Annotated in this window: 17 protein-coding genes; all 17 read left to right on the top strand. The window is 68.5% G+C overall.

Annotation, left to right across the window (positions count from 1 at the left end; genetic code table 11):
- Nucleotides 1-291: 291 nt before the first annotated feature.
- The 17 genes from ACZ7P3_RS40280 to ACZ7P3_RS40200 all read left to right on the top strand — a co-directional run bounded on the left by ACZ7P3_RS40280 (nucleotide 292) and on the right by ACZ7P3_RS40200 (nucleotide 21,127).
- A complete protein-coding gene (locus tag ACZ7P3_RS40280) occupies nucleotides 292-3,114 on the top strand; it encodes a hypothetical protein (RefSeq protein WP_472089538.1) in 2,823 nt (940 codons plus the stop codon).
- On the top strand, nucleotides 3,111-4,262 hold the full coding sequence (locus tag ACZ7P3_RS40275) for a C40 family peptidase (RefSeq protein ID WP_472089536.1): 1,152 nt from the start codon (nucleotides 3,111-3,113) through the stop codon (nucleotides 4,260-4,262). The genes ACZ7P3_RS40280 and ACZ7P3_RS40275 overlap by 4 nt, the downstream gene beginning before the upstream one ends.
- Before the next feature lie 539 nt (nucleotides 4,263-4,801).
- Nucleotides 4,802-4,933, top strand: a complete 132-nt coding sequence (locus ACZ7P3_RS40270; protein WP_472089534.1) for a hypothetical protein — start codon at nucleotides 4,802-4,804, stop codon at nucleotides 4,931-4,933.
- Nucleotides 4,909-7,533, top strand: coding sequence for an ATP/GTP-binding protein (locus ACZ7P3_RS40265; protein ID WP_472089532.1), 2,625 nt, complete (start codon nucleotides 4,909-4,911; stop codon nucleotides 7,531-7,533). Before ACZ7P3_RS40270 ends, ACZ7P3_RS40265 begins: the two co-directional genes overlap by 25 nt.
- Nucleotides 7,530-8,438 (top strand): replication-relaxation family protein, encoded by a 909-nt coding sequence (locus tag ACZ7P3_RS40260; protein WP_472089530.1) that lies wholly within the window; start codon nucleotides 7,530-7,532, stop codon nucleotides 8,436-8,438. Before ACZ7P3_RS40265 ends, ACZ7P3_RS40260 begins: the two co-directional genes overlap by 4 nt.
- Before the next feature lie 878 nt (nucleotides 8,439-9,316).
- Entirely contained in the window at nucleotides 9,317-9,862 is a 546-nt protein-coding gene (locus tag ACZ7P3_RS40255; RefSeq protein WP_472089528.1) for a hypothetical protein, read from the top strand.
- Between the two features lie 275 nt (nucleotides 9,863-10,137).
- On the top strand, nucleotides 10,138-10,743 hold the full coding sequence (locus ACZ7P3_RS40250) for an ATP/GTP-binding protein (protein WP_472089526.1): 606 nt from the start codon (nucleotides 10,138-10,140) through the stop codon (nucleotides 10,741-10,743).
- A 644-nt stretch (nucleotides 10,744-11,387) separates the two neighbouring features.
- Nucleotides 11,388-11,978, top strand: coding sequence for an SAF domain-containing protein (locus ACZ7P3_RS40245; RefSeq protein WP_472089525.1), 591 nt, complete (start codon nucleotides 11,388-11,390; stop codon nucleotides 11,976-11,978).
- A complete protein-coding gene (locus ACZ7P3_RS40240) occupies nucleotides 11,978-12,805 on the top strand; it encodes a hypothetical protein (RefSeq protein ID WP_472089523.1) in 828 nt (275 codons plus the stop codon). Before ACZ7P3_RS40245 ends, ACZ7P3_RS40240 begins: the two co-directional genes overlap by 1 nt.
- Before the next feature lie 100 nt (nucleotides 12,806-12,905).
- The gene (locus ACZ7P3_RS40235; RefSeq protein ID WP_472089521.1) at nucleotides 12,906-14,288 is read left to right on the top strand and encodes a CpaF family protein; all 1,383 of its coding nucleotides are present in this window, start codon (nucleotides 12,906-12,908) and stop codon (nucleotides 14,286-14,288) included.
- Nucleotides 14,285-15,235: a type II secretion system F family protein gene (locus tag ACZ7P3_RS40230; protein ID WP_472089519.1), complete on the top strand. Its 951-nt coding sequence runs from the start codon at nucleotides 14,285-14,287 to the stop codon at nucleotides 15,233-15,235. The genes ACZ7P3_RS40235 and ACZ7P3_RS40230 overlap by 4 nt, the downstream gene beginning before the upstream one ends.
- Nucleotides 15,232-16,116: a type II secretion system F family protein gene (locus ACZ7P3_RS40225; protein ID WP_472089517.1), complete on the top strand. Its 885-nt coding sequence runs from the start codon at nucleotides 15,232-15,234 to the stop codon at nucleotides 16,114-16,116. The genes ACZ7P3_RS40230 and ACZ7P3_RS40225 overlap by 4 nt, the downstream gene beginning before the upstream one ends.
- A gap of 50 nt (nucleotides 16,117-16,166) precedes the next feature.
- Nucleotides 16,167-16,382: a hypothetical protein gene (locus ACZ7P3_RS40220; RefSeq protein ID WP_472089516.1), complete on the top strand. Its 216-nt coding sequence runs from the start codon at nucleotides 16,167-16,169 to the stop codon at nucleotides 16,380-16,382.
- On the top strand, nucleotides 16,379-16,798 hold the full coding sequence (locus ACZ7P3_RS40215; RefSeq protein ID WP_472089514.1) for a TadE family protein: 420 nt from the start codon (nucleotides 16,379-16,381) through the stop codon (nucleotides 16,796-16,798). The genes ACZ7P3_RS40220 and ACZ7P3_RS40215 overlap by 4 nt, the downstream gene beginning before the upstream one ends.
- A gap of 5 nt (nucleotides 16,799-16,803) precedes the next feature.
- On the top strand, nucleotides 16,804-17,256 hold the full coding sequence (locus ACZ7P3_RS40210) for a TadE/TadG family type IV pilus assembly protein (protein ID WP_472089512.1): 453 nt from the start codon (nucleotides 16,804-16,806) through the stop codon (nucleotides 17,254-17,256).
- Nucleotides 17,256-17,705: a TadE/TadG family type IV pilus assembly protein gene (locus ACZ7P3_RS40205; RefSeq protein WP_472089510.1), complete on the top strand. Its 450-nt coding sequence runs from the start codon at nucleotides 17,256-17,258 to the stop codon at nucleotides 17,703-17,705. The genes ACZ7P3_RS40210 and ACZ7P3_RS40205 overlap by 1 nt, the downstream gene beginning before the upstream one ends.
- Entirely contained in the window at nucleotides 17,705-21,127 is a 3,423-nt protein-coding gene (locus tag ACZ7P3_RS40200; RefSeq protein ID WP_472089508.1) for a LysM peptidoglycan-binding domain-containing protein, read from the top strand. The genes ACZ7P3_RS40205 and ACZ7P3_RS40200 overlap by 1 nt, the downstream gene beginning before the upstream one ends.
- Nucleotides 21,128-21,154: the final 27 nt, after the last annotated feature.

The raw sequence follows: 21,154 nt of genomic DNA, 5'->3' as shown, positions 1-21,154 counted from the left end.
ATCATCGCGGCCGTCGCTGTACTCGCCCTCACCTCTGCGGTGAAGGTGCCGGAGGTGTGGTGGCCGCACACCGGGCAGGCTTTCGTCACTGACGGCCGTTCCGCCCACGAAGACCCGTGTGCCCTGCCCTCGGGCCGGGCCAAGGCACGCTGCCGCTCTACGCCTGCCTCTTCCGCCGAGCGCCACCGCTGTGTGGGGGCGGCGTGGAGGCTGGTGTGGCTGGGAGCGGGCCTGGCCGCCCTGGCGATGTGGCGGTGCCGGGGTGCCAGCTGGCAAAGGCGGGGCTGAAGGATGTTCCGTCCCGACCGCGGCACGCTCCGTTCTGCCGGTTTCGTTCTGCTGCTCGTCGGCGTGTTCGTCATCGTCAACAGCCAGGTCGTATATGCAGCGAGCAGCACCAGTGGTGTGAGCGGAGACCTGCTTGCGCCGCTGAACATCGCCTCCTCCGAAGGCGTGCCGATCAATGGCTACGAACTGAACTCTGAAGGCGGCTCCATCGTCGACTTCAAAAGCCAGGCCCTCGCCTTCGCCCTGTCCGGGCTGTTCACCCTGATCCGGCTGCTGGTCGGCCTGGCCGGGTGGACGATCGAGGTGGCTTTCCGGTTCCCCCTGCTGAAGATCCTGATCCGTCCAGCTCAGAAGGTCGCCGACACCTACAACAGCATCGTCGTCGACACGCTGGGGTTGAAAGGACTGCTGCTGGCCTGGGCGTTCGTGTTCGCCGCCTTCATGATCGTGCGCGGCCGGGTGGGCCGCGGCCTGGGCGAAATCTTCCTGACCCTGCTGATCGCAGCCATCGCCGCGTCCGCGTTTGTCCGCCCCGACTACCTGCTGACGCAGGACGGCCCGCTGGGACAGGGCCAGCAGGTGGGCGCCGAGGTCGCGCAGGACTCGGTGAACTCCTACAACTGGGGCGGAAAGATCGCCAGCCACAGTCCGTGCGGCGGCCTGGCCGGCAACGCTGAGATCCGGTGCCTGAAGCAGGAGGGTGAGGGGCCGGTTTCCGCCCAGGAGGTGGCCCGTCCGATCCAGGACTCGATCACCAACGCGCTGATCGTCAAGCCGTACATGCTGCTCGAATACGGGCGCGTTCTCGACCCTGCCAAAGCATCCGACCGTCAGGCCTACGCCATCCATCTCAAGTGGGTCACCGGGGGCTACAGGCCTGGGGCACCGACGGGTGCGGCGAAGGCCTGTGATCTGATCAAGGGCGCGGCCAAGGAGTTCTGCCTGCGTGCCAAGGGCGGCCACGGTCCTCCGGACAGCGGCAAGCTGCCCTCCCTCACCCCTGGCGGGGAACTCCTGGACACCGGTACCCCGCTGGTGAGCGAAGAGGACCAGCAGTTCGCGGCCTTCCTTGCCGATCTGAAGAAGGCCGGTCCGGTCGGCAAGGCGTGCGCTGCGTATGCGCAAAAGCCCACCTGGTGGCGCGTCGGCGGCGCCGGGCTCCTGCTCATTGCCGCACTGTTCATCTGCGGCATGCTCCTCTCCAGCGCCATCGTCCTGCTGGGTACCCAGTTCGTGTGCGTGGGGGCTGCGGCGGCGGGAGGGGTCACCTTCGTTGCCGGCATGCTGCCCGGGCCTGCACGGCAAAGCGTGTGGAAATGGCTGTCGCTGTGGGGAATCGCTGTCCTCGTGCTTGTGGGGGTATGCGCGTTCATCCCGTTCTTCGGCATCGCCGTGGACGCCACGATCACCAACGGCCCCGACTTGATGGTCGAGCGGATCCTGCTGATCGACGTGCTGGCCATCGCCGGCGCGGCCGGGCACCGTCGGTTGCTGAACGGCATCACCTCCTTCGGTCAGCGCATGGCCATGCGGATGCGCTATGCCAAGGTCGGCGGCACTCACATGGCAGGCGACACCTCCGAACTCGGGGCTGCCCTGGCCATGAACTCCCCTGTCGCCATGGGCGGATACGGCGGAGGCCTGAGGATGTTCACCGGCGGCGGCCGGTACGGGATGCTCGGCACCCGCCAGCGGCTGATGGGAGCTCTCGGCTCCTTCTTCGACGGCTCGGGGATGCCCATCGACACGGGCAGAGTGCTCGCCGACGCAACCGCCGAGGCCGGCCGCGGGCTCGCCCCGCTCACCGCGGCGGCTGCCGTAGGCGCTCTGGGCGCGCGGCTCGGCTTGAAGGGTGCGCAGTGGGTGCTGATCGGGAAGCGGCCGGACAAGGAGCAGCTGGCCAAATGGCGCAAGCCCACCGCCGATGGTGACCCGCAGGCCGGCGGCCCCTCCGACGGTGAATCGGGAGGTTCAGGCAGTGATGGGCCGCGTAGGCCCGGTGGCCCGCCCGACCGCTACCGCAACGAACAGGGTTTGGTGGTCGACCGTCGCACCGGTGAGATCCTGCACGACCAGAACACCGACCGCACGCTGCTCTCCACCCGCGCACACAACCGGCTGGTCCGCCTGCGCGGGTACCGCATTGCGCACCGCGGCAGCCGGGCCGCCTACGGGGCGACGGTCGGTTTGCCGACCAGTGTCCGGCGCGCCCGTGACGGGGGTTCGCGCTATTCCCAAGACGTCCGCCAGCAGGTGCGGGTATGGGGCAACACCATCCGCGAAGACGGCTGGGCCTGGGCCGACGCGGGACGCCGTGTCTCCAGCGTCCTGCGGGAGCACACCGATGACAGCGGGAGCCCCGGTCCCTTCGCCAGCCGGCGCCTGCCCAGCACAACAGGCGCGGCCTCATCCCGCGGTGCGGGAGCTGCACAACGCCCGTCTTCTACGGGTGCCTCAGGACGGGGCCGTCCGGCCGGTGACCGGACGCCAACGGCGCACCCGGGCTCCAGTGGCATTCCTGCCAGCCGGCCGCCTGCCCCAGAGCCGCCTGTGGAGCGCTTCCAGAAGCTGCTCAACGATCCGGCAGAACGCAGAGGCCGGACGAGCGAACGCGGCACCCGGGTCGACCCCGACCTCGCACACCGCGTGGAAGGCAGCAACGGTCCACCAGCCGCCACCCCGTCAGGCGGTGCCGACACCACCCGCTCCAGCCGCCCCACCCGGGCTGAGCTGTCGGCCGAGTGGGCGGAATGGGAGAAGCTGATCGGGCTCACCGCAGAGGACATCGAGCGGGCGCGCGAGGAGAACGAAGGTGACTCCTGGTGAGCCGGTTGCGACGTCGTCTCGGGCAGTGGGGATGCGTGAGCGTCCTGCTGATGTTCGGCGCCGTGTGCTGCGCGGCTCCCGTCTTCAGCGCGATCAGCGCGATCGTTGCGCTCCAGGCCGGCCGGACGGACGACGGCGGAATCGCCGACGGCGGCATGGCCGCAGATATCCCGCCGCGCATGCTGGCCGCCTACAAGAACGGCAGCCAGCAGGCCGGCCGGTACGTGCCGAAGTGCAGGGGCATGCGCTGGCCGATCCTCGCCGGGATCGCCAAGGTCGAGTCCAATCACGCCATCGGCCACAACATCACCGACAACGGCGACATCCGCCCGAAGATCTACGGAGTGCTGCTCAACGGATCCGGGATGGGGGGCAACACCACCGTCGTGCCGGACACCGACGGCGGCAAGTGGGACGGCACCGCGTCGGGCGAGCGCGCCGTCGGGCCGTTTCAGTTCCTGCCCTCCACGTGGGCGGGCATCGGGAAGGACGGAAACGGCGACAAGAGAGCGGACCCGCACAACGCCGATGACGCCGCGCTCGGCGCCGCCGTCTACCTGTGCGGCCACGGCCGGGACCTGAACCAGCGCTCCCAGCTGGAGGCCGCGATCTGGCAGTACAACCATTCCAGCGAGTACGTCGCGAATGTGACGGGATGGATCGACCAGTACACGGCGGCCGCCCGGGAGCCCGACTTGAAGAGCGTGTCGGGGAAGGTCCGCGCCGTCCTTGGCGCAGCGCTCTCGCAGCGCGGTGTGCCCTATTCGTGGGGCGGCGGCAATGCTGACGGCCCGTCCTACGGATTCTGCTGCACGCGCAGCGGCAAGAGCGGCACGAGCATCAAGGGCTTTGACTGCTCGGGGCTGACCACCTACGCCTACGCGAAGGCTGGCGTCCAGCTTCCGCGTACCGCAGCCGCTCAGGCAGCAATGGGGCGGCGGATCCCTGCCCGCCTCGGCACCGGCGTTCTCAAGCCCGGCGACCTCGTGTTCTACGCCTACGCCCCGGGCCGGGACTCAACGATCTTCCACGTCGGTATCTACATGGGAGGCGGTCAGATGGTCAATGCGCCACGGCCCGGCGCCGTCGTACGGCTGGACGCGGTCAACGCAATGTCCGGCTATGCGGGGGGAGCCCGCCTCCTATGACGAATTCCTCGCCGCGTTCCCCATGGCTGCTGCTGATTGCCACCGCGGTCCTGGCCATGGTCGGCTGCATCGTGCTGGCCATGCCGGATGCAACCAGCACCCGAGCAACACTGATCCCGCCTACGCCGCCCGCTCACGCCGCCTCGGCGGCTCCCTCCTCAGGGATGGGTTCGCGCGCCCCGGCCGGCAGCGGCACGCCAGCGCACGGTGCTGCTCCCGGGACCGTCTCTCCTGTCGCCGCCTCACCATCCCTGGCAGTGCATGCGCCGGAGCTACCACCGCATGGGGAGGGCACGGCTGGTGACCGGGCTATACAGCAGGCGTTGGCTGCTTCCTGGCCCGCTGACCTCACAGCTGCAGACGAGCGTGAGCTGCTCACGGCCGGCCGCGAGCTACTGCGAGCAGATGCCACTGGAATCGGCCGCGCGAGATGGCCTGGGGTCTTCGGGCGTCCCGACCAGGCCATGGCACCAGCGTTCACGCCGACCCGGTTTCGCATCCAAGCCGCAATCGCCCGCCGTGATGGGACCGGTGGCCGGGTGGTCGTACACGTGGTGTGGGCGGGCACCGACCGCGGCGGCACCTACACCGACGGCCGCATCAACGACCTCTACTTCACCCGGACCTCGAAGAAGGGAACATCCACGTGGACTCCGCTGCCCCGTACGTGAGTGACCAGGCTGCTTCGCCAGTGACCGGCCAGATACTCGGCCTGATCTCCAGCACAGTGGACACGATCGGCTGGCTGTACGGACACTGGTACGTGCTCGCCCTGGCCCTTGCGGCGTGCTGGGGCGCGGGCGAGAAGGTCGTGCGGCGCCTCGGGGCGCGAGCCTCCGCCCAGCGGATGGCTCTGGAGCTGGTGCCCAACCAGCACTTCAATCCGTCCCTGGAGGAGATCTTCCGCCGGGGTGTGCAGCTGGCCCGCGCTTCCACTTCCATGCCGTGGTGGGCACCGCGCAGAGCCAAGAGCGTGCAGGTCCGGTTGCGAGCGGACGGCTCCAGCCCGCTGCGCTACCGCATCGAGGGCCCGGCCGGCGGCGAACGGCTGTTGACCATCAGCCCGTTCGGGTCGAACGTAACGGTCAGCCGGGCGCGTCCTATCACCGACAAGACGCGCAAGCACGCCGTGCGGGCCGAGTTCATCCTACGCGGTAAACCCACCGCACCACTGCGTGAGGTGCCCCTCACCCCCGACCCGCTCCAGCCGCTCATCGACGCCGTGTCCGACCTGCGCGCCGATCTCGGAGACCTCGCCGAGATCCGGCTCGACATACAGCGCGCTCCCAAGTGGGCACTGAGGGCGCGTCGCCTGCAGCTGATGGGTGCCGCACGCCGCTCCGAGCGGCGTGAAGCGCAGCGTGCCGCCCGCTGGCTGCGACAGGACGCCACCGGCATCGAGGACTCCCTTATCTGGCATCTGCAGCAGCAGCTAAGCGACAGACCAGCCTCCGGTGCCGGGCGGCGGCTGGTCATGCCGCCGGTACCGCGGCGGGTCGAGCCAGCGGAGGCCCTGGGCAAACTCGCCGACGACGACCACCTCGTCAGGGTGCAACTGCTGGTGATGTGCGCCTCGAACACCGATGGCCGCGCCCAGGCCCGGCTCGGCCAGCTCCAGGCCGCATTGGACGTGTTCGGCGGCCACTCACGGTGGGCCATGCGCGGGTGGCGCCTGGGACCGTGGCGCCTCGGTGCCGACCACTGGCCCACACGCCGCGGCTTCGAGCGCCGCTGGCGGCTCGGGCACTGCCAGCCACCGCGAGCAAACTGGGTGAGGCTGGAGGAGCTGACCGGGTTGCTCAAGCCCCCCACCGTGCACTGCCGGCTGCCGCTGTTCGCCGGTGACCTCCCTGCCTTTTCCTTCGGTGCGCCCGAGCTTCTCCTGCAGGGCATCTACCGGAGTCCGGATGGCCGGGAGCGCCTGGTTGCCACCTACGCGGAGGAGACGCTCTTCGAAGTCGGGGTCGGCAAGTCGGGCGGCGGCAAGACCGAGCGGGCCCTGGCGCAGGCGATCGGCTGGGCCCACGCCGGCGGCGGACTGCTGTTCCTCGACCCGCACCGTGACTCCTGGCCGCGTGCCACCACGTTCCTGGCGCACCCCACGCTCATGCAGCGGATAGCGCTGATCGACCTCAACGGTCTTGGCCCCAACCCCCAGGTGAGTTCCTGGAATCCGCTCGGCATGCACCAGGGCCAGGCCGCGCACGAGGTCGTCGAGGCCGTCACCGACGCTTACGCCTCCGCGCTCAGCTGGGACGACGCCAGCGCACCGCGCGCGATCACCATCCTGACCGCTGCGCTGGCGGTCCTGGTGGCGGTCAACGAGGCCGCCTGCCGGGCCGGCCGTAGGGAAGACCAGGCCACCCTCTTTCACGTGCGGGCTCTGCTCACCGATGCCCGGTTTCGCGGGCTGGCACTCGCCGCAGCCGCAGAACGTCTGGATGAGGAGACCCGTTCTTGGTGGCACGTTGTGTTCCCCACCCTGCCGACCGATGCGTTCGCCGTCGTGCTCAATCCGATCGCCCGGCTGGCGGCCAACCCGGTCACCCGCGCGTTCCTCGGCCAGCCCATCGGGATCTACAACATCCGCGCCGCCATGGACAATCAAATGATCGTTTGGGTGTGTCCGGGCGGCAATGGGCCGACCGACCGGCTGCTGACCGCGCTGCTCGCCCGGGATCTGCTGCGGGCGGTGCGCTCGCGCCGTGACACCCGTGAGGACCAGCGGGTGTCGTTCCGCTCGTACTTCGACGAGCTGATCACACTGACGGGTGCGGCGCCGGAGACCATCGCCGCCATGTTCGAGGACTTCCGCAAGTACAAGTGCCAGGTCCACGGCATGACGCAGCTGCTGGCCCGCCTGCCCATGCCGGTGCGGCTGTCCCTGCTGCAGAATGCCTCCACACTGGCGACCACGGCCGGTTCGAAGTCCGCTATTGCGCCGATCACCGATGAGTGGGGAGATAGCCCCAGCTCCGACCAGGTCGCCACCATGGACCGGTTCGAGCACTACGCGTCCATGACCGTCCGTGGCCGCCGTATCGGCCCCGTCCAGCTGCGCGGTCCCCACCTCGATGAGGTCTTCGCCGCTCAGGCGCGCCCCCAACAGGTTCGCTCACTGGAGCGGGCTGCCCACGCGAACGCCGGAGCGCTCCCCCTGAGCCAGCTCAACGACCGCGTCTCCAACCAGCTCAGCCGTGTCGCGGCCTTTCTCGCCGATCACGCTCCTGCCGGTGCCACAGCAGTCCGACTGTCGAAGGAATACGAATGACCACAGTGCCGCACTCGCAAAACCGCGCAACAGGCTTCACGCCGAGCCCTGTCGAGCCGCTCGCCCACCAGCTCCTGGCCGCACTGGCCCAGCACCGCATGGCCTCTACCCAGCAGCTGCACCTGCTACTGCGGCCCGACCGCTCTCGCCAGTCGGTCTCCGAGCAGCTGAATAGGCTCCGCCGTGAGCATCTGGTCGAGTTCGTCGTGCTCCCTCAGTCCCACCGTACCCGCGTGTGGTACCTCACACCGAAGGGCGCCCGCCTCACCCTGGACTGGCCCGCGCTGCGCGGTCGGCCGCCGTATCCGATCACCTCGGCCACGGCCGCATCGCTGAAGACCCCGCACACCCTCACCGTGGTCCGGGCGCACCTGGCTTTCGTCGTGGATGCCCGCCGCCGCGGTGACGAACACGGGCATCTGGACTGGACTCCTGAGGTTTTTCACGCGATTGGTGACGGCGAGAGGCTCGTGGCTGACGCGGTCATGCATTACACGCTCATCGACAGTCAACAGCGGCGGAAGCTGCGGGCGTTCGTCGAGGTCGACAGGTCCACCATGAGCAGCGAGCGGCTTGCATCCAAGCTGATCGAGTACGCCCGGCTGTGGTCGTACGATCCTCAGCCCGTCGGCCGACGCCGACAGGCCTCCGGACCGGGGTGGCTACGGTGGTACCCGGTGTTCCCCCGCGTCCTGTTCGTACTGACTGGTGCATCCCGTCAGACGCTGGACAACCGGATCAGCGACCTCAAGGCCATGGTCGTCCAGCATCCGCTCGTGGCTGGTTTGGCGCGCGAGGTCCCGCTGGGAGCAGTCGTCCTCGAGGACCTTGAAGAGCACGGCGCCACCTGTGAAGTGTGGGTCCCGCTACCGGGGGGTGAGCTCCGCCCGTGGACCGGGCTGTGACACCGCATAGCCCCCTTGAGGGATGTAGCAGCCGTGCAACAGCCCCAAAATCCCACTTGATATTTGCTTTAGCGAAGTAGTAGTTTACTTTCGCATAGCCGAGCTGCCCGACCCAACTGGCATTGCTCAACGTGACCTTGGGGGGAACGGATGCCGCAAGCCGATAGAGCCGTTCGCATCCATGAAGGAGTAGCCGACAGCGCTTGGCCTACACGGACGCGGGAGGTTTCCTACGTCGGCGGAGCCTGCGTCGTCCGAGGGTGCAGCGACTTCGACCTCACAGACCTGAACACGATCCGATGCCGCTTCCCTGGCAGGCGCGTCACCCTCGACGGCGATGTCATCACCGTGTGGCCGCAGTCCAGCACACACCCTGCACCCCTGCCTGGCGAGCCCTAATGCACCCCCTCCCGACACCTCCGCCCGGCGCACAACCCCCAGGGCTCCGGCCAAGGCGCCCGAAAGGCACCCATCAACATGGCAGGAACCGACGGGTCGGTATCCCATTCGCAACCAGCCACGGCCCCAGGCGGAGCCACGGGCAGCCCAACTTGGATCAGTTGCGGCCGGAGCTGGCGAAGAAGCACAACCGCAAATCGATCCATGGCTTCGGAAGTGACCGGTTACATCGCGAGTTGCGCCAGTCAACTCGAGTAATTCTCTGGGACGTTGACTGATCTATGCGTAATCTTGCCGCTACACAAACGCATAGCCGCAGCTTGATCCGGCTACCGAGCCTGGGGTGCCGCCTCCCGGCGCTCCCGCACAACGACCATCGCGAACCGCGCATACAGGGAGACAAGGTGACACGAGCATCACGACTCCGGACCGGGATTGCCCCTGTTCGCAACCACAGGTATGCAACCGCTCTACTCGGCTTGACCATGCTGGCCGCGCTCTCCGGGTGCGGCAGCAGTGACAGTCAGACACATGACCAAGCCAGTGAGAACCCGACCGCGTCGACTGTTCCGCCGACCACGGAACCCGCGCCAACACATCCCGATGCTGCTGCCGAGCGGGGAACCGTTCTGAAGACCTACACCAACATGTGGGCCGAGCAGATGAAGGCGTACCAGAAGGCGGACGCCAAAGGAACCGACCTGACGAAGTACGCGTCGCTCGACGCCCTCGGCAAGTTCCGCCTCGACCTGGCGCACATGAAGCAGTCCGGAACAGTCGGGGGCGGCGAGGTCGGCCACTCGCCGAAGGTGTCGTCGATCGACCTCGACGCCAAAACGCCCAGGGCCACCGTGAACGATTGCATCGACCTGACGAAATGGCGAGCCAAGCAGGTCAAGACCGGCAAGGTCATTCCGCTGCCCGCCAACCAGCCCAAGCGCTATGTGGCTACAGCCAAGGCAGAACGGTGGGATGGGCGCTGGATGATCGTCGACTACACCCCTGACGGTGAACGGACATGCTGAGAGGCTTAGCAGCAGTCGGCACAGCCGCATTTCTCCTCGCTACCTCAGCACCCGCAGCACCCGCAGCCGGCGGCGGCTCGGCCGACCCTAACTGCGTCAATTCGGAAATCCTGGTCACCGTGTGCGCCAGTGATCCCACGAGCACGCCCGGGTCAGGCGGCAATTCCGACCGCGGCTCGAAAGATGGCAGCGGCCACCGGACTTCGGGCGGCAACTCCGAAGAGAAGTGCACTTACACCAAGCTGGACCCACAGCCGCCATCAGACAATCTGGCCATGAAGGACGGCAAGCGCCAAGGCGGCAAGGGCGCCGTCTACCAGATCCTGTGCCCGGCGACCGGCCGCATCGGCGTCGTGTGGATCCCAGACGGCCAAGGCAAGCCGGCCGCTCCCCGGATCGACCCGGAAGTCCTCGCTCGCCGCGCCGTGAACTCCATGAAGCTGGTCGGCCCCGAGATCGCTAACCCGCGAGTCGACGGCAAATACGCGCTCGGCATGCCCATGTGGATGTGGGTGGACCAAACCCCCACCGCATACGGCCCCAACAGCGCCACCGCGACGGCTGGCGGCGTCACCGTCACCGCGAAGGCAGAAGTCTCCTCCATCAGTTGGCAGATGGGCGATGGCAGCGAGACCGTCGTCTGCAACGGACCCGGAACGAAGTACGAGCCATCCATGGGCAAGTCGAAGTCACCGGACTGTGGGCACGTCTACGACAAGACCTCCGCCGGCCAGAAAGGTGGTGTGTTCCGCGGCACCGCGACGGCCACCTGGACCGTCAACTGGACTGTAACTGGAGGGCCCGCGGACACCGGATCGTTCACCGAAGTACGCCAGACCCCCTTCACGGTCGGCGTACAGGAAATCCAGGTTCTGAACTGACATTTCGAACCGCGTATACGGGGAGACAAGGTGACACGAGCATCACGACTCCGGACCCGGCACGTAATGACACTCAGGGGACCGGATACCGCCAGTCCATCGGCAGCTGGCAAGTACCTCATCGGCATGCCCACGTGGTTGTGGGTACGCGAGAGCCCTACCACCTACGGACCGAACACCGCGAGTGCCTCGGCCGGCGGCGTGACGGTGACCGCGGTCGCCAAGGTCTCGCGCATCGACTGGAAGATGGGCGACGACTCGACGGTCACCTGCGACGGCCCAGGCGTACAAGGCCTCCTATGGCAAGCAGGAGTCTCCGACCTGCGGCCATACCTACAGCAGTACCTCCGCCGCCCAGAAGGGCGCCAAGTACACCGTGACTGCGACGTCGACATGGACGGTCGACTGGCATGTGAACGGCGGCGGAGAAACGGGCCAACTCACCGCGGTCAAACAGTCCCAACTGCAAGTAGCGGTCGGCGAGCTGCAGGTCGTCCGATAGGCAACAGGCCTGGAAGGGTGGAACATTGAGCAAGACCCAAGAACGTCCAAACGCTACCGGCCCTAACAGCCTTCCCCAGCAAGAGCGAGTGACCGGCCCGGTGGCTCCCCCGCGGGTTTCGGCGCGGCGGCGCCGTCCCGGCATGATCGCCTTGTCTGTGGCTCTGATTGCCGCGGGCGGGGCCAGCGTCGCCGTCCTGCTGCTTCAGGCCGGCCACCGCACTGAGGTGGTGACCGTGGTCCGTGCTGTCCAGGTTGGACAGGTCCTGACGGAGAGCGACCTGGGCAAGGCCTCCATCGCCTTGGATCCTGCCGTCAAGGCGGTGCGTGCCGACGGCGTGGAGTCGGTGGTGGGCAAGCGGGCCGCCGTGGAGCTGAAGCCCGGTTCTCTTCTGACGCCGTCGCAGGTCACGAAGGACTCCCTGGTGAAGGTTGGCGAGCAGCTGGTGCCGATCGGGCTGAAGCCCGAGCAGGTGCCGGCCACGGCGCTCGTGCCGGGCCAGAAGGTGGAGCTGGTCCATGTCCCGGCCCAGGGGCAGGTGGACACGGGCAAGGCCTCCGACGCTTCGCCGTGGGCCATCGACGGGCGGGTCGTGAAGGCTTCTGGTGCCGCCCCCGGCACAGGGATCGTGGTCGTCGACGTCGCCACTTCCTCCGAGGACGGTCCCACGGCTGCCGCGTGGGTGTCGGCGGGCACCCTGCGCCTGGTTCTCGCTGCCCCGGACGGCCACTGATGGCTGTCATCGCGCTGGCCGGCTGCAGCGGTGCGCCCGGTGTGACCACGAGCGCTCTCGCCATGCTGCTGTCGTGGCCGCTGGAGACGGGCCGGAGGATGGTCCTGGCCGAGTGCGACCCGGACGGCGGGGCGGTGCTGCACGGGCTTCTACAGGGAACGCTCGGCGACCGGTACGGGCTGCGTAACCTCTCAGTAGCGGCCCGCAAGGGCGAGTTCGGTGAGGCCTTCTGGCGTCAGCTGATTGATCTGAGCAGCGAGGAAGGCAAGCAGGAGTCTTTGCGGAACCGGCTGTTGCTGCCGGGTATCACCGACCCTGCGCAGGCTGCGAGCCTGGGATCGGTGTGGAAGGCACTGGCCGTGACCTTCCGCGGTATCGAGGCCGAGCACGGCCACGATGTTCTGGTCGACCTTGGCCGGCGCGGGGCGTTCGGTCCCTCTGGCGTGCTGGCCGAGCTGGCCGATGCCGTGGTGGTGGTAGTTCGCAACACTCTGCGCTGTCTGCAGGCGGCTCAGGCGAGAGTGAGCGCACTGGAGGAGCGGGTCGGGGACGTCGGGCTGATCGTTGTCGACGAGGGATCCTATCCGGCGGGCGAGGTGCAGCGGGTTCTGCAGGTGCCGGTGGTCGCCACCCTGCCCTATGCGCCCAGGGAAGCCCGTGTGCTGTCCGACGGCGCCGAGCAGCCGCGTCAGTTCACGAAGTCGCCGCTGATGAAGGCGGCTCGGACGGGCAGCGCACTGCTGGTCCAGCGGGCCGCGGTGCGGCGGGCCCGCCTCGATCCGCGGTGCGCGACGGCCGCGGGTGGGGAGGTGAGCCGTGCGCGGTAGGCCGTTACACGCAGATCCGACCGTGGCTCCGCCGCCGGGCCGGCCCCAGCAGGCCTGGCCGCGCCAGGCACACGGGGCACCTGCCAGTGTTGCCACCGAGGTGCACGCACTTGGCGCTCCCACGCTGCAGATCACCGTTGATTACAAGGTGGCCCGGCACATCGCATCCCAGGTCGCCAAGCAGCGCGAGGAGTTGCTGAAGACCACGCCTGATATGGACCGGGCCAGCGAAGAGCAGCGCTGCCTGGACTGGATCAACGAGGCGGTGGCGTTGTGGTCGGACGCCCAGGCGATGGCGCCTCAGGAAGACGAAGTACTGCGGCGGGCCGTGTATGACCTGCTCTTCCGTGCCGGGCGGCTGCAGCCGTACCTGGACGACGAGCGGGTCGAGGACATCATCATCCAGGGACCGGATGAGGTGTGGCTCGATTACGGCGACGGTGGGCGGCGCATGGTCGGGCCGATCGCGGATTCGGAAGAGGAACTGCTGGATCTGCTGCGTGAATTGACTCGAGGGTCCGGGCACAGCGAGCGCACCATCTCTACCGCGAGCCCCACGCTGGCGCTGTCTTTGCAGGACGGCTCCCGGCTGCAGGCGATCACTGGTCTCGGGCCGATGACGTATGCGGTCATCCGCCGGCACCGGGTCTCCCACGCCGGTCTCGACGACTTGGTCCGACTGGGCACGATCGACGGTGTTCTGCGGGAGTTCCTCGGGGCGTGTGTGCGGGCCGAGAAGAACATCATGATCGCCGGGAAGCAGAAGGCGGGGAAGACCACGCTGCTGCGGGCGATGCTCAGGGAGTTCGACCCGGAGTGCCGGTTCGCCACCGTCCAGACCGAGGACGAGCTGTTCTGCCATGCCAACGGCTACCACCGGCAGGTCGTCTCCCTGGTGGGCCGCGAGTCCAACGGGGAGAAGGACGTCACCGGGCGCGGCGCCGGCGAGGTCACGCTGCTGGACTTGATGCATCCGGCGCTGCGGATGTCGCTGGAGCGGATCGTGGTCGGCGAGGTCCGCGGCCCGGAGGTGGTCGCCATGATGCAGGCGCTGACGAATGGCTCCGGCGGCAACCTGTGCACGATCCACGCCAGGCGCCCGGACGTCATCTTCGACCGGATCGCTGAGCTGTATGCACTCGCCCAGGGCAATCTGTCCGAGCAGCTCGCCTACCGGCAGACCGCCAACGGGCTGGACTTCATCGCGTACGTCGACATGACGGACGAGACGCAGATCGGCGGCCGCCGCCACCGCTACGTCTCGCATGTCCTGGAGCTGACGGGGATCGGTGAGATGGGCCGCCCGGCCGTCAACGAGGTCTTCTCCCCCGGCGCCGAGTTCGGTGAGCTGCGGGCTGTTCCCCGCATGGACCCCGGCTGCATCGATGATCTGCGCCGCGTGGGATTCGACTCCGGTCTGCTGCAGCATCCCTATGGGGCCTGGCAGGCGCCGCTGCCGCTGAAGGTGGGGGCCGGACGATGATCCTGCTGTGGGCCTTTCTCAGTGGCCTGGCTGTGGTCGGTGGTGTGATCGGTGTCGTTGCCGGTGTCGTGGGCACCACGGCACCGCAGCGGGCTCCCTGGCGTCAGCGCTGGCAGGCGCTGCGCGGCGGACGTGAGCAGAGTGCGGACGCCCGGCTGCGCCGGCGCACTCTCACCGCTGCGTCGCTCGTTGTCTTCGTCGTCGTGTGGCTGGTCTCGGGGAACTTCGTTGGCGGAGCTCTGCTGGGCGCGGCTGTCATCGGCGTGCCCTGGTTGATCAGCCCGGCGCAGCTCGCGCAGGAGCGCATCGGCCAGCTGGAGGCGCTGAGCGAGTGGACGCAGCGGCTGGCCGGCCTGCTGCGCCTTGGTATGGGGCTGGAACAGGCGGTGATCGCCAGCCGTCAGGGAGCGCCGGACGAACTCGCCGGGCAGATCACCAACCTGTCCGACCGGTTGCGTCTGGGCTGGCGGCCGGAGGCGGCACTGCGGGTGTTCGCCGACGAACTCGACGATGTCACCGCGGACAAGGTGATCGCCGCGCTGGTGCTGTCGGTGAACGACCGCGGTCCTGGTCTGGCACAGGCGCTTGAGGACCTCGCGGGCACAGTCCGCGACGAAGTCGCCCGCAAGCGCTCGATCGAGGCTGACCGTGCGAAGCCGCGGACGACCGTGCGGTGGATGGCCTTCATCACGGTCGGCATCGTGGTGGCCGGGTTCTTCGTCCCGTCGTACACGAAGCCGTACTCCACGCTCCTGGGCCAGTTGGTTCTTGCGCTTCTGACAGCCGGGTTCGTCGGGGTGCTCGCCTTGATGCGACAGCTGAGTTCCTTCCGCCGTATCCCGCGTCTACTCATCCCTGATCCGTCCAGCACGGTCCGGCTGCCCTCGCTGGCTCCTGGGCATCATGCGCCGGTTTCGGGCCGTGCCCTGGAGGGAGTCACCTCATGAATCTGCTTCCCGTCGTGCTGAGCGGTGGCACCGTCGGTGCCGGGGTCGCCTTGCTGGTGCGTGAGCTGCTGGGCTCACAGCCCGCGTTGGCACCGGCGCTCGCGCGCAGCGCCCCGGCCGCGTTGACGATGCCCGAGCCGGAACTGGACCGTGAGGAACGGTGGGGCCGGTGGCTGCTGGCCCGCCTCGAGCGTCTTCCGGGCGCACGGATCCCCACGAAGAATCTGGCTCTGCTGGGGCAGGGGCCGGGCCAGTTCATGCTGAAGAAGACCGCGCTGGCCGGTCTCGGGCTGCTCTGCCCGGTGTTCGCGACCACTCCGTGGATCATCGCGGGTGTCGGCGTGCCGTTCTACGTGCCGGCCGGTGTAGGTCTCCTCATCGCGGGCCTGCTGTTCCTCACGCCGGACCTCGCGGTGCGGGACCAGGCCAAGCGGGCGCGGCAGGAGTTCGCGCACGCCGTGTCCGCTTACCTCGACCTGGTGGCACTCAAGCGCGCCGCCGATGCCGGTCCGGGGGAGGCCTTGGAGAAGGCCGCCGAGGTCGGCCGCGGCTGGCCGTTCCTCTATCTCCAGGCGGCGCTCAGGCGGGCACGGCTGGAGAAGATCCCGCCGTATCAGGCGCTGACGGAGCTCGCAGGCGAGTACGACCTGCCCGTCCTTGACGACATCGCCGACATCATGCGGGGCTCGGCTACCGACGGCGCCGCCGTCTACAAAGCACTGCGAGCCCGAACGGCCGCGCTCAATGCCGAGTTGCTGGCCGACCAGGCCGCGGAGGCGAATACGGCCAGCGAAAAAATGACCGCCCCAGGAGCCCTGCTCGCGGTGCTGGTGATGTTGCTGATGGCGTTCCCCACAGTGATCCGCATGCTCACCGTCTAACCCCACCCCTGTCTTGCTCGACTCTCACTTCTTTGCGAGGAGCGAAGACCATGAAGCACACCGCAGCCCGCACCTACCGCCTGGTGCACCGGCTGACCACACGCCTTGAAGAGCGTCTGGAAGAGGCCCGGCGGCAGCCGGACCGCGGCGACATCAGCATCACCACCGTGATCATCTGGGTGGCGGCTGTCACCGGCGCCGTACTGATCGCCGGGACCATCGCGGTAGTGATCTCCAAGTACAACGGCAAGCTCTCAGGGCTGTGACCGGGCGGCTGAAGGACTGGTGGCAGGGCCGAAATTGGCGCGACGACCGCGGTGACACATCCGTGCAGATGGCGATCGTGTTCCCGTTCGTGCTGCTGGCGACCGTCGCTGTCATCCAGGCATCCATGTGGTACTACGCACGCCAGATCGCTCTGACGGCTGCGCGTGAGGGGGCCGCCGCGGCCCGCGCCTACCAGGCAAGCCCCGCCGACGGTGCGGACCGTGCTCGCAGTGTGCTTAGCCGGACAGCGGGCGACAGCCTGCGCGGCTACAGCGTCTCGGCGAGCAGCGACGGGCAGCGTGTGCACGTTCAGGTCACCGGAACGGCCATGTCGATGATTCCAGGGATGTCGGGTCTGCAGGTCAGTCAGTCGGCGTCCGGCTCGGTAGAGCGCTGGACGGTGCCGGGAGGGTGATGCACGTGTGTTCCGTCTCCGGGTGGGCTCAGCGGCTGCGCCGCGATGAGGGCAGCGCGGCCATCGAGGCTGCCATCGTCCTCCCGTGCTTGATCATGTTCATCTGCCTGGCTATCGCCGGCGGACGTATCGTCACCTCCGGGGCGAAGATCGACTCTGCGGCTGAGGACGCGGCCAGGGAAGCATCGATTCACCGCACCGCTGCTTCAGCCCAGAGTGCCGCGCAAGCGGCGGCCGCCGAGTCTCTGAACGATCAGGGCATCAAATGTGCGTCGACCAGCGTCCGTATCAACACCAGCGGGCTCAGCGTGCCAGTCGGCCAGGTCGCAACGGTGACCGCGGTCGTGACGTGCACGGTCAGCCTGTCGGATCTGCTGCTGCCGGGCGTGCCAGGAGCCAAGACCCTCACGTCGACTGCCGCGTCGGTGGTGGATCGGTACCGGATGCGGGGGCAGTGATGGTCCTGCTTCGGATCCTGCGGGCGCGGGGAGATGACCGCGGGGGCGTCACTGTGTTCGTCGCGGTGTGCGTCATCGCGCTGATCGGCATCATCGGCCTGGTGGTCGACGGTGGGGGGAAGCTGCGGGCCACCGAGCGTGCCGACTACATCGCTGGTGAGGCCGCCCGGGCAGGCGGGCAGGCCATCGACCCCGCCCAGGCCATCAGCGGGAAGGCCATCGTCGTGGACCCGCAGGACGCTGCAGCCGCCGCGCAGGCCTACCTGAGCTCTGCCGGAGCCACCGGCACGGTCAGCGTGTCCGCCGACCACAAGACCCTCACCGTCACGGTCACCGGCTCCTACGACACAGCGTTCCTGTCGGCGGTCGGAATCGGCTCGTTGTCGGTGACCGGCCATGGCCAGGCCACTCTCCTGCACGGCCTCACCGCACCCGACGAAGGAAACTGATGCGCACCACCCACTCCCCCACCACGGCCGGCCGCATCCTGGGCCTCATCGTCAGGGCCGCTGTGAGTCTGCTCGTTCTGGCCGGCGCGGTGGTGGGGCTGCCGCTGCTCCTGGTCTGGGTGACCCCGGTCATCTGGGACTCCGCCCACGACGACCTGGCACACCTGCTCACCCGGCAGGACACCGGTTCCGCGTTGCTTGTGCTGCTGCTCGTAGCGGGCTGGATCGGCTGGGCGCAGTTCGCCTTCTGTGCGGTCCGCGAGCTGGTTGCGCAACTGCGCGGCAGCAGTTGGCAGGTCCCGCGCGGTCTGGGTGCCTCGCAGCGGGCCGCGGCCCTGCTGATCGGCAGCATTCTGGTGCTGTGGCCGACGAGTTCGGCCCTGGCCTCCCCCGCGCATGCCGCCTCGCATGCCGGTGCCGCCCAGGTACCGGGCCAGAACCGAGCCCCTCGGGCTGCGGAGAGCAATGTGGCCTCGGCGCCCGCGTCGGGCACGCCGCAGGGCAGCACGTACACGGTGCGGGAGATGCGGCCCGCGGAGAGTCTGTGGAGCATCGCCGAGAGGCAACTTGGCGACGGTGAGCGGTGGCGGGACATCGCCGTCCTCAATGACGGCCGCACCATGGCCGACGGCCAGGTCTTCAGGGCCAACAGCTTCCTGCAGCCGGGCTGGCGACTCGCCATGCCCGACTCGCCCGCAGCATCTGGCAACCCCCGGACACAGCTGGACGCCGGCGGCACCTCTGGTGACGATGCTGCCGAGGTGAGCGAGCATGTCGTCACGGTCCACTCCGGCGACTACCTGTCGAAGATCGCGGAGGAGCAGCTCGGCGACGGTGCCGCGTGGCCCAAGCTGTTCAAGGCCAGTCAGGGCAAGCCGCAACCGGATGGGCTGCCGGCGGTCTCCGATCCGGATGTGATCTACGCAGGGCAGCAGATCACCGTGCCGGAGCAGCACACGTCACCACCGCAGGAAGGCGACCACGCGGGAAGCCCAGACACCGAGACGCCCGGAGACCACACCGGAAAGACGCAGCCACCAGCACCGAGTCGTACTGCCCCTCCCGCACCGCATACGCCGGCACCCAGCGCACCAAGCAGCCATCCCACCTCCCGGCCACGCCACGAGCAAAGCGCACCGCCGGCGGCGCCGCGTCCTAGCACCAGCGCTCCGGCGTCTGCTTCTCCTTCACACGCTGCGGAGCCGTCCAGCCCTGCGGCCTCCTCCCCCACTGCCCCACCGGCCGAGACGCCGGTGTCGTCGCCGGGCAGCAGTCCGTTGGACCTGCGCACGGTGCTGGGTGCCGGAGCGCTCCTTGCCGCTGCCGTCACCGGCGCGCTCGCCCTGCGCAGGACGCTGCAGCGTCGTCGTCGCAAGCCGGGAGAGAAGATCGCCATCGCGGCGGAGACCTCCTCGGCCGAAGCGCAGCTGACGGCGGCCGCCGAACCCGGCGGCTCCGTACGCCTGGACGTGGCCCTGCGCACTTGGGCCCACCAGCTCGCGGAAGCAGGGGCCCCGGCTGACCTGCCGCAGCTGCGTGCCGCGCGCATCGGCGCTCGGTCACTTCAGGTCCTGCCAGAGGACCTCTCCCTCCAGCCGCAGCCGCCTTTCGTATCCGGGCAGGGCGGCTGGTGGTCGCTGCCCGCCGACGCCGTCCTCCTGGACGAAGAGGCAGCCCGCGAGGTGCCGGCACCCTATCCGGGGCTGGTCACCATCGGCAGCACCGAGGACGGCGATCTGCTGCTGCTCAACCTCGCTCAGTTGCCAGCGCTGTTGCTGGACGGCAACCCCGTCCATATCACCGAAGTGTGCACCTCCCTCGCCCTGGAACTCGGCATGAGCCCCTGGGCAGGCGAGGTCGAGGTCATCACGATCGGTTTCGGTGAGGACCTGCCGCAGTTGCTTCCCACCGCCCGGATCGCGCACATGCGGCAGGCCACGCATGCACTACGCGACCTGAGTGAACGCCTCCTCGAAGCGCACCAGATGCCCGAGACCAGTCATCAGCCGTACGTACTGCTGTGCGCGTCCTCTTTGGACTCGGCCACAGCCTGGGAGTTCGCCGAGGTCATCGACAAGGCATTCACCGTCCCCGTCACCCTGGTCGCCCCAGCGAGCACAGCAGCAGCCCACTTCCCCGATGCCGAGATCCTCAACGCCTCGCTCAGCGAGCCGCAGCACCTCGACTACACAGGAACCGAGATCACCCTGCAGCGCCTGGAACACGGCGCATACCTGCAGATCACTGCCGCGCTGAACGTGTCCGGGCAGCCGGCACACCCCGCCGAGGGACCCTGGCAGAACGTTCCCGGTGAACACGGCAGCAGGCCGCACGAGCCGCTCGCGGAGGCACCGGCATCGAGCGATCCGGCGCCGCTCCCCTGGCTGGCGGAAGCAGATGCAACGGACCGAGAGATCTTCCCGGCGCTGCTCGCAGCCTCCACTGATCCGGGCGGGCTTCGCCTGCTGCCCACAGCAGCGACACCCGAGGACGACGAGGACCACTTTGAGCAGGATTCTGGCCCCGAACCGACCGCGGCACCCGCGCCTGCGTCCGCGGACGGGGACGAGGACCAACACCCCGTGGGGGACACCGTCCCGCACCTGCCCCGGCAGGAAGGACAGTGCGGTCCGACGGAGGAGGAGCATGACGCACACGACCTGCACGCTCCGGAAATCCGGGTGCTGGGACTGGTCGAGGTCACCGGCGTGGCTGCCACCGGTCATGGTCCCAAGATGGCCCAGCTCGCCTCTCTGCTGTATTTCCGGCCCGGGCGCAGCGCGGACACGCTCTGCGCCGACATGGATCCCATCAGCCCGTGGTCTGCCAGCACCCTCAACGCCCGGATCCAGGGCCTGCGCCGCTCCCTGGGAAACGATCCCTCCGGCAACCCCTACGTGCCGCGCCGCAAGTCCGGCGACGACCCCTACCGGCTCGCCAGCGAAGTGCACTGCGACTGGAACCGATTCCTGCACCTCGTCGAGCGTGCCCTCCCACAGGGAGCTTCTGGCCTCACAGATCTGGAGAGGGCGCTCACTCTCGTGCGGGGCAAGCCGTTCGGAGGAAAGCCATTGCCGTGGGCGGAGCCCTACCAGCAGGAGATGACCACCCGGATCATCGACGTCGCCCACACCGTCGCCGTCTACCGCACGCCCGCAGGACCACACCACGACCTCCATGCGGCACGGCGAGCTGTAGCGACCGGGCTGGACGCCGACGACACGGCAGAACTGCTCTACCGGGACTGGATGAGGATCGAGCACGCAGCCGGCAACCGTTCCGGACTGCATACCGCCATCACCCGCCTCCAGCAGGTCAACCACGCCCTGGACTGCTCGCCGGAAGCGGAGACCCAACAACTGGCAGCAAGCCTCCTCAACGGCAAAGAGCCACCCGGGTCGGCAAGTTCGCTCGTGCCCTGAGGCTTCGCCGAAAGGATCCAAACATGC

Source organism: Streptomyces sp. NPDC107581 (genome assembly GCF_055657175.1).
Note: the sequence above shows the minus strand (reverse complement) of the source record. Positions and strands in the feature narration are given on the sequence as shown.